9 protein-coding genes are annotated in these 14,307 nt (G+C 55.1%); 7 read left to right on the top strand and 2 right to left on the bottom strand.

What is annotated here, in order from left to right:
* From Q0824_RS17070 to Q0824_RS17045, 6 genes are all read left to right on the top strand, one after another.
* Window positions 1–377: SPOR domain-containing protein (locus Q0824_RS17070; protein WP_298453637.1), on the top strand; the 377-nt coding region annotated here is incomplete at its 5' end.
* Window positions 378–587: 210 nt separating this feature from the next.
* Window positions 588–5,036 carry a glutamate synthase large subunit gene (gene gltB, locus Q0824_RS17065; RefSeq protein WP_298453634.1) on the top strand — a complete coding sequence of 1,483 codons (4,449 nt, stop codon included), beginning with the start codon at window positions 588–590 and terminating at the stop codon, window positions 5,034–5,036.
* A 90-nt stretch (window positions 5,037–5,126) separates the two neighbouring features.
* Window positions 5,127–6,545 (top strand): FAD-dependent oxidoreductase, encoded by a 1,419-nt coding sequence (locus tag Q0824_RS17060; protein WP_298453631.1) that lies wholly within the window; start codon window positions 5,127–5,129, stop codon window positions 6,543–6,545.
* A gap of 128 nt (window positions 6,546–6,673) precedes the next feature.
* Complete coding sequence (hemE, locus tag Q0824_RS17055; RefSeq protein WP_298453627.1) at window positions 6,674–7,738, top strand: uroporphyrinogen decarboxylase; 1,065 nt, start codon at window positions 6,674–6,676, stop codon at window positions 7,736–7,738.
* 14 nt (window positions 7,739–7,752) lie between these two features.
* Window positions 7,753–9,033 carry an MFS transporter gene (locus Q0824_RS17050; protein ID WP_298453624.1) on the top strand — a complete coding sequence of 427 codons (1,281 nt, stop codon included), beginning with the start codon at window positions 7,753–7,755 and terminating at the stop codon, window positions 9,031–9,033.
* A gap of 113 nt (window positions 9,034–9,146) precedes the next feature.
* Window positions 9,147–9,515 (top strand): PilZ domain-containing protein, encoded by a 369-nt coding sequence (locus Q0824_RS17045; RefSeq protein WP_298453620.1) that lies wholly within the window; start codon window positions 9,147–9,149, stop codon window positions 9,513–9,515.
* A 185-nt stretch (window positions 9,516–9,700) separates the two neighbouring features.
* On the opposite strand, the gene radA is transcribed toward Q0824_RS17045, so the two are convergent.
* Window positions 9,701–11,077, bottom strand: a complete 1,377-nt coding sequence (gene radA / locus Q0824_RS17040; protein WP_298453618.1) for a DNA repair protein RadA — start codon at window positions 11,075–11,077, stop codon at window positions 9,701–9,703.
* Complete coding sequence (gene ettA / locus Q0824_RS17035; protein WP_298453615.1) at window positions 11,077–12,738, bottom strand: energy-dependent translational throttle protein EttA; 1,662 nt, start codon at window positions 12,736–12,738, stop codon at window positions 11,077–11,079. The genes radA and ettA overlap by 1 nt, the downstream gene beginning before the upstream one ends.
* A 304-nt stretch (window positions 12,739–13,042) precedes the next feature.
* Here ettA and glyA point away from each other — a divergent pair, with 304 nt between their 5' ends.
* Window positions 13,043–14,296 carry a serine hydroxymethyltransferase gene (gene glyA, locus Q0824_RS17030; RefSeq protein ID WP_298453612.1) on the top strand — a complete coding sequence of 418 codons (1,254 nt, stop codon included), beginning with the start codon at window positions 13,043–13,045 and terminating at the stop codon, window positions 14,294–14,296.
* Window positions 14,297–14,307: the final 11 nt, after the last annotated feature.

Genomic DNA, 14,307 nt, shown 5'->3' with positions numbered 1-14,307 from the left:
AGCCTGAGCCTGAGCCTGAGCCTGAGCCTGAGCCTGAGCCTGAGCCTGAGCCTGAGCCTGAGCCTGAGCCTGAGCCTCGTTTCATTCCAAAAAATGCCGGTAAATATGTAAGCATTGAGCAGATGCGCAGCCGCAGTAAAGGTTGGACTATTCAGTTAGTGGCTGGAAATCTTGAGCAAACGGCACTGAATGTTATTGCCCGCTACCCCTCTCTCACTGAGCTGGTTTATACCAAGGGAGAGCGAAAGAGCGAGCCTTGGTTCATGGTTCTTCACGGAAGCTACGCAACCAAGGAAGAAGCACAGAAGGCTGCGACCAGTTTGCCCCGTGCACTGATATCGGGCACGCCTTGGGTGCGAACAACTGAAGGTTTGTGATCTGCCGGTACTGAAGGGTAACCCTATGATTCTGAAGACGAAAATAATTTTCCCCCATTTCCGTCCAGAAAAGATAAAATAAAATGTGTTTGAGTACGTATTTATACGTGCGTATAATCGCTGCCCCATTTTTTTAGCGTCGGCTGATTTTGTGCACTTTTTTGGTGCGAAGTCGCCGGCAAAGATGCATAAATATGCAAGAGGGCGCTTATGAAATCAGGTCTGTATCACCCCGACGAGTTCAAAGATAACTGCGGGTTTGGACTAATCGCCCACATGAAAGGCGAGGTCAGCCACAAACTGCTGCAAACGGCCATTGAATCGCTTACCTGCATGACGCACAGAGGTGGTATCGCCGCCGATGGCAAAACCGGTGACGGTTGCGGTCTCCTAATACAAAGCCCCCAAACGTTCCTGAAGAAAGCGGCCAAAAAGGCATTCGGCCAAGAGCCTGATGGCTTGTTTGCCGTAGGCCAGGTGTTCCTGAGCCAGGAACCTGCAAAGGCTGAAAAAGGTCGGCAAGCTCTGGAAAGCTGTTTGACCGACCAAGGCCTTGCAGTTATGGGCTGGCGCGAGGTTCCGGTAGATGACAGTTGCCTTGGGCCAATGGCTTTGGATTGCATGCCCCGGATAGAGCAGGTTTTCGTAACGCCTGCAGGCAAGTCAGAGCAGGAATTTGCCATCAGCCTGTTTGTTGGGCGTCGCCATGCCGAGCGGGATATGGCGGATGATTCCGAGTTTTATATTTGCAGTCTTTCCCACCGCACCCTTGCCTATAAAGGGCTGATGATGCCGGCGGATCTGGCGAATTTCTATAAGGATCTGGGTGATCCCGATTTCGCTACTGCCATTTGCGTGTTTCACCAACGCTTTTCCACCAATACCATGCCGCTTTGGCCCTTGGCCCAGCCGTTTCGTTTTCTGGCTCACAATGGCGAAATTAACACCATCGACGGCAACCGGAATTGGGCTATTGCTCGTGCCGCCAAGTTCAGCTCGCCAAGCCTGCCGGATCTGAAAACACTGCAGCCTCTTGTGAACCTTGCGGGCTCTGATTCTTCAAGCATGGACAATATGCTGGAGATTCTGCTGGCGGGCGGCGTGGACCTGTTCCGGGCTGCGCGCATGATGATTCCACCAGCTTGGCAGAATGTCGACACCATGGATTCAGAGTTGCGGGCGTTTTACGAATACAATTCGATGCACATGGAGCCATGGGATGGCCCTGCCGGACTGGTTATGTCGGATGGCCGTTATGCTGTGTGCATGCTGGACAGGAATGGTTTGCGTCCTGCGCGCTGGGTGGTTACCAAGGATGATTTCATTACCCTGGCATCAGAGATTGGTACCTACGGTTACCAGCCGGAGGATGTGGTTGCCAAAGGCCGGGTAGGCCCGGGACAAATGTTGGCGATCGATACGGAAACCGGTGAAGTGTTGCACACCCGGGATATCGATCAACGCCTCAAAACGGCTCAGCCCTATAGGCGCTGGTTGCGCGAAAATGCGCTGCGAGTGGAAGCAACACTCACCCAGGAGGCGCCGGAATTCCGGTTAATGGATGCCGACGATCTTCTGGTACACCAGAAAATGTTCATGGTGTCCTATGAGGAGCGTGATCAGATCCTCCGACCGCTCGCGGAAAATGGCCAGGAAGCTGTGGGCTCTATGGGGGACGACACGCCCATGGCAGTATTGTCCAGCAAGGTTCGGCATGTGGCGGACTATTTTCGCCAGAAATTTGCCCAGGTAACCAATCCCCCGATTGACCCACTCCGTGAAGCCATTGTGATGTCGCTGGAAACCTGTCTGGGTGCTGAGCGTAATGTCTTTGAGGAAACAGCAGAGCACGCAGACAGAATTATCCTGACGACACCGGTTCTTTCGCCAGCCAAGTTTCTTCGCATTGCCAATAATGAGCGCCCGGGGTTTGCCGTGGCGCGGATTTCCATGAGCTACCTGCCGGAGCAGGGGCTCGAGCAGGCTATCCGCCGTGTTTGTGATGAGGCGGAGCAAGCCGTTCGCAATGGCAAAGTGCTACTTATTCTTTCAGACAAAGATTTGAAGCAGGGCGAGCTGCCGGTGAGCTCAGTGATGGCAACAGGCGCGGTTCACCATCACTTGGCGGCAAGAGGTCTGCGTTGTGATTCTAACATCATCGTGGAAACTGGCTGGGCACGGGACCCCCATCATTTTGCGGTGCTGTTTGGTTTTGGCGCCACCGCGGTCTATCCCTATCTCGCATATCAGGTTCTTAACGATTTGATCCGGACCGGCGAACTGTTGATGGATCCTATCGAGGCGAAGAATAACTATCGCAAAGGGATCAACAAGGGCCTGCTGAAAATTTTGTCCAAAATGGGCATCTCCACCATTGCCTCCTACCGGGGCGCGCAGCTATTTGAAGCGATTGGTCTGGCGGATGACGTTGCCGATTTGTGCTTCAAAGGCGTTGCATGTCGCATTCAGGGCGCAAGCTTTTTCGATTTGCAGCAAGACCAGGAACAGTTGGCAGTAACAGCGTGGAAGCCGCGCAAGCCGATCACGCCGGGCGGTTTGGTTAAATACATTCACGGGCAGGAGTACCATGCCTTTAACCCGGACGTAGTCACCAAGCTGCAGGAGGCGGTGACCAGTGGCAGCTACGGGCATTACAAAGAATATGCGGCGTTGGTTAATGAGCGCCCGGTCGCGTCGATCAGGGATTTGTTCGGTTTTCGCGAAGGGATCGACGCCATCGAACTTTCCGACGTTGAGCCCGTAGAGAGCATATTTACCCGGTTCGACTCGGCAGCCATGTCACTTGGCGCCTTGTCGCCAGAGGCTCATGAGGCCTTGGCCGTGGCTATGAATACACTTGGTGGCCGCTCCAATTCCGGTGAGGGTGGTGAAGATCCTGCTCGTCACGGCACCATGAAGCGTTCCAAAATCAAACAGGTGGCGTCTGGTCGCTTTGGTGTGACCGCAGAATATCTGCGCAGTGCCGATGTTATGCAGATCAAGGTTGCTCAGGGAGCCAAGCCAGGTGAGGGTGGGCAGCTACCCGGTGGCAAGGTTAATCAGTTGATTGCACGGCTGCGCTATTCTGTGCCCGGCGTTACCTTGATATCGCCACCGCCCCATCACGACATTTACTCTATCGAAGATCTGGCGCAGCTGATTTTCGATCTCAAACAGGTCAACCCACAAGCTCTGGTCTCTGTAAAACTCGTCTCTGAGCCCGGTGTTGGCACCATCGCGGCCGGCGTGGCGAAGGCGTATGCCGACCTGATTACCGTTTCCGGATACGACGGTGGCACGGCGGCAAGTCCTTTGGCATCCATACGTTATGCAGGCTCGCCCTGGGAACTCGGGTTGACCGAAACCCAGCAAGCGCTGCGCGCCAATGATTTGCGTGGAAAGATTCGGCTACAAACAGATGGCGGCATCAAAACAGGCCTGGATGTGGTGAAGGCTGCCATTCTTGGCGCCGAGAGTTTTGGTTTTGGCACCACCCCCATGGTGGCGCTGGGCTGTAAGTATCTGCGTATCTGCCACCTGAACAACTGTGCAACCGGCGTTGCTACCCAGAATGAAAATCTACGGGAAGAGCACTTCAAAGGCACAGTGGAAATGGCCATGAATTTCTTCCGCTTTGTCGCGGAAGAAACCCGTGAGTGGATGGCCAAATTGGGTGTGCGCACGTTGGAAGAGCTTGTTGGCCGAACGGATCTTCTTGTTCGCTTGCCAGGCGATACCGAGCGACAGAAGCAGCTTGACCTCACACGGTTGCTGTCCAATGACCATATTTCGGCTGACAAGCCTCAGACCTGTCAGGTCGAGCGCAACTTGCCGTTCGACCAAGGCTTGCTGGCCGAAAAGATGCTAAAAGCCATTGCGCCAGCCATTGAAGACAAAACCGGTGGTGCCTGGAATTACCGCGTAACCAACTGCGACCGTTCGATCGGTGCGCGACTTTCCGGTGAAATTGCCGCAAAGCACGGTAATCAGGGAATGGCCGATGCTCCGATTACCCTGGGTCTTGTGGGTACTGCGGGCCAGAGTTTTGGTGTCTGGAACGTTGGCGGGCTTAATTTGATTCTTGAGGGCGATGCCAACGACTATGTCGGCAAAGGCATGACTGGCGGCAAGCTGGTGGTCAAGCCACCCCGCGGCAGTGTTTTCGAATCCCAGAATACCGCGATCATCGGTAACACCTGTCTCTACGGAGCCACCGGCGGCAAGCTGTTTGCGGCTGGAACGGCTGGTGAGCGGTTTGCTGTGCGCAACTCCGGCGCCCACGCAGTTGTTGAAGGCGCGGGTGATCATTGCTGTGAGTATATGACCGGCGGGCTGGTCACTGTGCTGGGTTCTACAGGCCCCAACTTTGGTGCCGGTATGACGGGCGGGTTCGCGTATGTGTTGGATATGGACAATACGTTTGTAGACAAATACAACCACGAATTGGTGGAAATCCAGCGCATCTCCCGTGAAGAAATGGAAGCCTACCGCAACCATCTGCGCAGCGTGATTCGTGAGCACATATCGGAAACCGGCAGTGTTTGGGCCGAGCATATTCTTGAAGATTTCGACGACTACATCGGCCGCTTCTGGCTGGTGAAACCCAAGGCTGCAAGTTTGCGCAGCCTGCTTGCAAGCACCCGTGCGCGGCCTGAATAAGCGCTTCGTTTTGAGAATGGATACTTGCGAGGGTTCGGGGTTGCCAATTGGGGTAGCCCTTGTCGAAATCGAGTTGATGAGAACGCCAATATGAAAGAAAGACTAAACAACGATTTTCAGTTTGTGGAAGTAGGTCGCGCAGATCCGAAAAAGGTCCCTGCGAAGAAACGCAAAAAAGAATTTGGTGAAATCTACCACCCGTTCACTGCAGATAGTGCGGCGTCTCAGTCTCACCGGTGTCTGGAATGTGGCAATCCCTATTGTGAATGGAAATGCCCGGTTCACAACTACATTCCCAATTGGCTGAAGCTGGTTGCGGAAGGCAATATCATGAAGGCGGTTGAGTTGTGTCATCAAACCAACTCGCTGCCCGAAGTCTGTGGTCGTGTTTGCCCACAAGACCGCCTGTGCGAAGGCGCTTGCACGTTGAATGACGGGTTCGGTGCCGTGACCATTGGATCGGTTGAAAAATACATCACCGATACGGCGTTTGCTTTGGGCTGGAAGCCGGATATGTCTGCTGTCAAATGGACTGATAAAAAGGTGGCCGTAATTGGCGCTGGCCCGGCAGGCCTTGGCTGTGCCGATGTGCTGGTTCGCCATGGTGTGAAACCGGTCGTGTTCGATATCTATCCGGAAATCGGCGGCCTGCTCACATTTGGGATCCCCGAATTCAAGCTGGAAAAGTCCGTTATGGCTCGCCGGCGCCAGGTGTTTGAGGAGATGGGTGTTGAGTTCCGTTTGTCCACTGAAGTGGGTAAGGATATTCAGATGCAAGACATCCTTGATGAATACGATGCCGTGTTCATGGGGATGGGTACCTACAACTACATGAAGGGCGGATTCCCGGGCGAAGACCTACCGGGCGTTTATGATGCCTTGCCCTTCCTCGTGTCCAACGTGAATCGTCGCCTCGGGTTTGAAAAAGACGCTTCAGAGTTCATTGATATGAAAGGCAAGCGTGTGGTGGTTCTGGGTGGCGGTGATACCGCAATGGATTGTAACCGGACGTCCATTCGTCAACAGGCAGAAGGCGTGAGCTGTGCCTATCGTCGCGATCAGGCCAACATGCCAGGCTCGCGTCGTGAAGTGTCCAACGCCAAGGAAGAGGGTGTGAAATTCCTGTTTAATCGCCAGCCCATTGCGATTGTTGGTGAGGGACAGGTTGAGGGCGTAAAGGTAGTGTCGACGCAGCTCGGCGAGCCGGACGAAAATGGCCGTCGTCGGCCGGAAGTGGTTCCCGGCAGCGAAGAAGTGATACCGGCAGATGCGGTATTGGTCGCCTTCGGCTTCCGGCCGAGCCCGGCGGATTGGTTTGGAGAGCACGCAATCAATATCGACGATTCTGGCCGAGTAACCGCCCCCGAAAAGGCAGAGTTCGGCTTCCAGACCAGCAATCCCAAAGTATTCGCCGGTGGCGATATGGTTCGGGGTTCAGATCTGGTGGTGACAGCAATTTGGGAGGGCCGCCAGGCAGCCGAAGGCATAATGGATTATCTCGATATTTGATTAGGGTTGTACCAAGACTCGACAGGCCGGCTGACTAAGGGTAAGCCGGCCTTTTTTATTATGGCAAACGGGGTATCATTGCTTTCGTTCTACAAAGACCATCTGAAAGAGACAACGTTGGGATCCCTATGACCGAGTTGAAGAATGACCGCTTTCTGCGCGCGCTGATGCGCCAGCCTGTTGATCGTACCCCGGTATGGATGATGCGCCAGGCCGGCCGTTATTTGCCCGAGTATCGCGCTACCCGGGAGAAGGCTGGCGATTTTCTCAGCTTGTGCAAGAACACGCCTCTGGCCTGCGAAGTAACGCTTCAGCCACTTGAGCGTTTTCCGCTGGATGCCGCGATTCTGTTTTCAGATATCCTCACTATTCCGGATGCTCTCGGCCTGGGGCTGTATTTTGAAACGGGTGAAGGCCCCAAGTTCAAACACCCCATTCGCTCGAAAGCAGACCTGGATGCCCTGCCGGCAATTAAGGCAGAAACCGACCTCGATTATGTGATGAACGCAGTGTCCACTATCCGTGGCGCGCTCAATGGCCGAGTGCCGTTGATTGGCTTCTCCGGAAGTCCTTGGACACTGGCAACCTACATGGTTGAAGGCGGCTCCTCGAAGGATTTCCGCGAAGCTAAAAAGCTGATGTACAGCGAGCCTGAGGTTATGCACCGCCTGCTGGACATGCTTGCCGATATCGTAATTGATTACCTTAATGGCCAGATTAAGGCAGGCGCCCAGGCTGTTCAGATATTTGACACTTGGGGCGGGCTCTTGAGCACTTGGGCCTACAAAGAGTTCTCGCTGAATTACATGCAGAAGATCGTGGATAACCTGATCCGTGAACACGATGGTCGCCGCGTTCCAGTGATTCTGTTCACCAAAAATGGTGGTCAGTGGCTGGAGTCTATTGCAGATACCGGAGCCGATGCTGTTGGGCTGGATTGGACCACAGATATCGGTGATGCCCGTGCTCGTATCGGCGACCGCGTAGCTCTGCAGGGCAACATGGACCCGACTATGCTGTATGCATCACCGGCACGAATCCGCGAAGAGGTGGGTGACATCCTGCGCCGTTATGGCTCTGGCCCAGGCCACATCTTCAACCTCGGTCACGGTATCACTCCCGAAGTGAAACCCGAGAACGCCAAAGCCTTCATTGAAGCCGTTGTTGAATTGAGCCCGGAATACCACAGCTAAAATGAGCTGAGCCAATGGGTGACTACCGGATAATGGTTCGAAGCGTAAGCGAGATTCTTGTCTCGGTACGTCCCCTGTTGGGTGGTACGGCCGCTCTGATTGCCGGCAATAGCCTGCTCGGCGTTGTTCTGCCACTTCGAATGGAAGCGGCGGGCTATCCGATAGCGCTGATCGGGGCGATCATGGCGGCCTACTACTTTGGCCTCGGGCTTGGGGGGTTGCGCGGAAAGCGGGTAATCCTTCGTATCGGGCACATCCGCGCATTCGCCGTTTTTGCAGCGTTAACCGCTGCAGTCACCCTGGCTTACACAGCCTTCACCCATCCCACAGCATGGGTTGTCCTCCGCATCATTAACGGCTTCTGTATTGCCGGCTTAACGGCCACAATCGAAAGCTGGCTGAATACCAAAAGCAGCAACGAAACCCGAGGGCGAGTTCTCGGCTTTTACATGCTCGCCTATTACCTGGCCATCGCTGCCGGCCAAACAATGGTTAACCTTGCTGATCCAGAGGCTCCCGACCTCTTCATGCTGGCGGCAGCTCTGATCGTGTTGTCTCTAATACCCGTTGCCATGACCAGCCTGGGAGAGCCAAATCTCAGCGAAAGCCGCGCACTCAATCTGAAAACTCTTTATGCAGCATCACCGGTTGGCATGGTCGGGGCAGTGGTGTCGGGGGTAATGATTGGCTCTTTCTATGCTTTGGGCGTGGTCTTCGCCCGTAGAATCGGCCTGAGCGTGGCTGAATCCGCCATGTTCATGAGCGTGGTAGTTCTGGGCGGCTTGGTTTTCCAGCTACCCATTGGCGCGTTGGCAGACAGGCTTGACCGGCGACTGGTTATGTCGGTTGCGCTTATATTGGTTGGCGGCTCCTGGGCCGTATTGCTGAGCCTGCTCGCTTCAGGCGTACCCTTTGCCACGCTACTGATACTGGCTCTGTTCTTTGGCGGCGTAATGAGCAGCATCTACCCGCTCTGCGTGGCAGAAAGCTTCGATCGGCTCGAGCGCAGATACTACGTTGCCGCCTCCGGTCGCCTGCTGATGATCCACTCCATAGGCGCCACCCTCGGGCCACTACTCGCAGCAGGACTCATGGCAGTTTCTGGCCCCTTCAGCTTCTTCGTGTTTGAGTCGGCAGTGGCATTGATCTACGCCATGTATGTGCTCATGCGCGTATACAAGAGACCGGCCGCACCCGAAGAACAAAAGGAAAAATTCGTCCCCCTGCCAGATGCCGCTCCCATGGCAACAGACCTCGACCCACGATGCCAAGAGGAAAACGGGGAGGATTGTTAATCCATCCTCCCGCTTGGATTCGGACTGCTGCGGCCTAAAGCCAGTATGGATGCGTGCCTCCGTTCCGGCTATAGTCGTATCAGATGTCCCGACAATAAAAATGGAGCAGCCCCTTGCCCACCACAACATCCGAAAAAAGGAAGTTCCACCGCATAAGCTTTGATGCCCCGTGTGAGCTCCATGCCCTTGATAGCCTGTGGACAACCGAGGTGCTGGATATCTCCCTGAAAGGCGTGCTGGTCAAGCGCCCGCAAAGCTGGGATGTGCCCTTGAACCAACCTTGCGAGGTGGTTATTCATCTTGACGGAGAGAAGGTGGGAATTGTTATGGCGGTGGAGCTAAAACACATCGAATCCCATAGGCTTGGCTTCAAATGCCAGTACATAGACCTGGAGAGCGCAACGCACCTGAGGCGACTTGTTGAGTTAAACCTAGGGGGTCAGGTTCTTCTCGAGAGGGAGTTGGCGCACCTGATTGATTAGTCACCCATGGCTTTTCGGACGACAAATTGCAGAGTTAGCAGGCGGGATTGGGGAAGGGTTTCCAAAAATGTCGAAGGCCAAGGACGGCCGAAGACAAGCGCACATGGATGTGCTCGTAGCGGTTTTTGGAAACCCTTCCCCAATCCCGCCAAACCATGAAAGTCAGCGGTTTGAGGGCGCAAGTATCAAAGCTCCTCCAAGGCGGTAATCGCCTCACTAAGCTTGGTCACCGGAATCACCTTCATCCCTGGAATAGCCTTACGCGGCGCATTGGCTTTGGGCACTAGAGCACGAGTAAACCCATGCTTTGCGGCCTCATTAATCCGCTCCTGACCACTGGGCACCGGCCGAATCTCCCCAGACAACCCAACTTCCCCAAAAATCACCAAATCCTGCGGCAAAGCCCGATCCCGAAACGAAGAAACAACAGCAGCCAGCAACGCCAAATCCGCACTGGTCTCATTAACCTTCACGCCGCCTACCACGTTCACAAACACATCTTGATCCGACACATGCAAACCGCCATGCCGGTGCAAAACAGCAAGAAGCATCGCAAGGCGATTTTGATCCAGACCAACCGCCACTCGCCTCGGGTATCCACCCTGAGCCATATCCACCAGTGCCTGAATCTCCACCAGCATCGGCCGGGTGCCTTCCCAAACCACCATAACCACGCTTCCGGGTGCGGCCCCTTCGCCACGGTTCAGGAAAATCGCACTGGGGTTTTTAACTTCCTTCAAACCCTGTTCCAGCATTGCAAAGACACCCAACTCGTTCACCGCGCCAAAGCGATTCTTGATGCCTCGCAGAGTGCGGTAACGGCTGTCGCTTGAGCCTTCCAGCAGAATGGAGCAGTCGATCATATGCTCCAACACCTTGGGCCCGGCAAGGCTGCCATCTTTGGTGACATGGCCAACCAGAAACAAAATTGTGCCTGTTTGTTTGGCAAAGCGGGTCAGGTACGCTGCACTCTCACGCACTTGCGAAACCGAACCGGGTGCGGATTCTGTGTCCGCCACATGCATAACCTGAATACTGTCTATCACCAGAATTCGTGGTTTTTCCGCCTCTGCTACCTGAATGATTCGCTCAACGCTGGTCTCAGAGAGCATTTTCAGATCGCTGGTGGGCAAACCGAGGCGCCTTGCCCGCATGGCAACCTGCTGCAGAGACTCCTCACCGGTGACATAAATCGCTGGAACGCTGGCCGCCAAATGGCAAACGGCTTGAAGCAGTAGCGTGCTTTTGCCTGCTCCGGGATGACCGCCCATTAATACGGCAGAGCCTTCCACAAGCCCGCCACCAAGAACCCGGTCGAACTCCTGCATTCCGGTGCTGATGCGCTCCTGCTCGGATAGGCTTACGTCGTTCAGGCTTTGGACTGCCGACAAACTGCCGGCGAAACCTTCAAAGCGAACGCCGCGGGCACCTTTGGTATTGCTACTGATGCCACGAACTTCGCTGACGGTGTTCCAGGTGTGGCAGGCCGTGCACTGGCCTTGCCACTTGGAATAGTCTGCACCGCACTCGGTGCAGACATAGGCGGTTTTGGCTTTTGCCATCAGGCCAGCTTCTTGTACTTCATGCGCTGGGGCACCATCGCGGAATCCCCTTTGCGTTTCTTGTGGTCTTCATCGTATTCCGCGAAGTTACCCTCGAAGTACACCACCTCGCCATCATCCTCAAACGCCAGAATGTGTGTCGCGACGCGGTCGAGGAACCAGCGGTCGTGCGAGATAACCATGGCTGCACCAGGGAAGTTCAGCAGAGCTTCTTCCAGAGCGCGCAGAGTTTCCACGTCCAGGTCGTTGGTTGGTTCGTCCAGCAGCAACACGTTGCCGCCTTCTTTTAGCAGTTTGGCCAGGTGCAGGCGGTTACGCTCACCACCAGACAAGTCACCAACGCGCTTTTGCTGATCGGAGCCTTTGAAGTTGAACCGGCCGGCGTACGCTCTCGATGGGGTCTCGTAGTTCCCGACCTTAATGATGTCCTGGCCTTCGCTAAGGAGCTCCCACACGGTTTTCGAACCATCGAGGTCACGGCTTTGGTCTACATATGCCAGCTTAACCGTTTCGCCCACAGCAATGCTGCCCGAAGTAGGTTCATCCTGGCCTGCGATCATGCGGAACAGGGTGGACTTACCCGCACCGTTACCGCCGATAATGCCGACGATTGCGCCGGGTGGCACCGTGAAGGACACATCTTCGTAGAGCAGTCGGTCACCAAAGGCTTTGCTGATACCTTCCACCTCGATGACCTTGTCGCCCAAGCGGGGTCCGGGTGGAATATAAATTTCGTTGGTCTCGTTGCGCTTCTGGAACTCCTGGGAGCTCATCTCTTCAAAGCGGGCAAGGCGGGCCTTGCTCTTGGACTGGCGGCCTTTGGCGTTACTGCGTACCCACTCCAGTTCCTGCTTCATGGCCTTCTGGTGTGAGGCTTCCTGTTTGGCTTCGGTGCTCAAGCGCTGCTGCTTGTTCTCCAGCCACTGGCTGTAGTTGCCTTCAAACGGGATACCTTGGCCACGGTCGAGTTCCAGAATCCACCCAGCTACGTTATCAAGGAAGTAGCGGTCGTGAGTGATGGCAACCACAGTGCCTTCATAATCGTGCAGGAAGCGTTCCAGCCAGGCCACGGACTCTGCGTCCAGGTGGTTGGTGGGCTCGTCGAGCAGCAGCATGTCCGGGCCGGAGAGGAGCAGGCGGCATAGAGCTACACGGCGGCGCTCACCACCCGAGAGGTTCTTTACCGGCTGGTCCCAGGCGGGTAGACGCAGGGCGTCTGCTGCAACTTCCATTTTGCGTTCGATGTCATGGCCATCGGTGGCCTGAATCAGTGCTTCCAGTTGGCCCTGCTTTTTGGCCAGTGCATCGAAATCCGCATCCGGTTCAGCGTAGGCTGCATAAACCTGGTCGAGCTCAGCCAGTGCGTCATGCACTTCAGAAACTGCCTCGTCGACAATCTCCTTGACGGTTTTGGTATCGTCCAGTTCCGGCTCCTGGGGCAGGTATCCCACTTTGATGCCGGGCTGGGGGCGGGCTTCACCGATGTAATCCTGGTCCACACCCGCCATAATGCGTAGAAGGGTGGATTTACCAGAACCGTTCAGGCCGAGTACGCCAATCTTGGCACCCGGGAAGAAGCTCAGGGAAATATCCTTGAGGATTTCGCGCTTGGGTGGAACCACCTTATCTACGCGATTCATGCTGTATACGTACTGAGCCATAAAGGCATTACCCTCTTTTTAGACAGGATGTGGCAGGTTTCGGAGGCGCTTTTCGCTGTTTTTCGCTACGGCCTCGTGGAACCTTGCAAACAGGAATAAATAGTTGGGTTTGTAAGGTATCGAAACAAGGGGGCTATAGCAATTTCAGGAAAACCGCCGATATCCGCATGACGGTATCTGCGCACAGCATAAAGGATGATTTCCAACCCGGTAATGGGCTAGAATAGCGGCCCGAATTTTAAGGGATTCCGGAGGCATTCCCAAGACCCTCCGGGCCAGTCAAGCACACAGGGGCAGCGCACCGATGTTTAATCGTGATATGAAGATCGCCGGTTTCGACGACGAACTCTGGAACGCCATGCAGGCGGAAAGCAAGCGTCAGGAGGCTCATATTGAGCTGATTGCATCAGAGAACTACACCAGCCCCAGGGTAATGGAAGCCCAGGGCAGTGACCTGACCAACAAGTATGCCGAGGGTTATCCCGGCAAGCGCTACTATGGTGGCTGCGAGTTTGTTGATATTGCTGAACAGTTGGCGATCGATCGCGCCAAAGAACTGTTCGGCGCCGCTTATGCCAACGTGCAGCCGCACTCCGGCTCTCAGGCTAACTCGGCCGTTTTCATGGCGCTGGTTAATCCGGGGGATACGGTTCTGGGTATGAGTCTCGCTCATGGTGGCCATCTTACCCACGGCGCCAGCGTTAACTTTTCCGGCAAGATCTACAATGCCGTGCAGTATGGTATCAATACAGACACTGGCTTGATCGATTACGATGAGCTGGAGGCTATGGCCGTTGAGCACAAGCCGAAGATGATCATTGCTGGTTTCTCAGCTTATTCACAGGAACTGGACTTTGCCCGTTTCCGCGCCATTGCCGACAAGGTTGGTGCTTACCTGTTTGTGGATATGGCGCACGTAGCCGGCTTGGTGGCAGCGGGCGTGTATCCAGACCCCATGCCTCACGCACACGTGGTAACCACCACAACTCACAAAACCCTGCGCGGGCCCCGTGGTGGCCTGATTCTGGCCTGCGACGACGAAGCTCTGCATAAGAAACTGAACTCAGCCGTGTTCCCGGGCGGCCAGGGCGGTCCTCTTATGCACGTGATTGCAGCCAAGGCGATCTGCTTCAAAGAAGCCATGAGCGAAGAGTTCAAAACCTACCAGAAACAAGTGGTCAAGAACGCGTCTGCCATGGCGCAGGTGTTTGTTGATCGTGGCTACGATGTGGTTTCCGGTGGCACCATGAACCACTTGTTCCTGGTGAGCCTGATCAAGCAGGATATCACTGGTAAAGATGCTGATGCGGCTCTGGGCCGTGCACACATTACCGTGAACAAGAACGCGGTTCCCAACGATCCACGTTCGCCTTTTGTGACCTCCGGCCTGCGCATGGGCACGCCTGCGATCACTACCCGTGGTTTTGGTGTGGTCGAATGCCGGGAACTGGCAGGATGGATCTGCGATATCCTTGATAATCTGGAAGACGAAGCCGTAAACAGTCGTGTTCGCGGACAGGTTGAAGCCCTGTGTGCGCGCTTCCCGGTGTACAGCTAAGCGTCTGGTAA

This window comes from uncultured Marinobacter sp., from assembly GCF_947488835.1.
Taxonomy (GTDB): Bacteria; Pseudomonadota; Gammaproteobacteria; order Pseudomonadales; family Oleiphilaceae; genus Marinobacter.
This window is presented reverse-complemented; position numbering and strand designations above follow the sequence as displayed.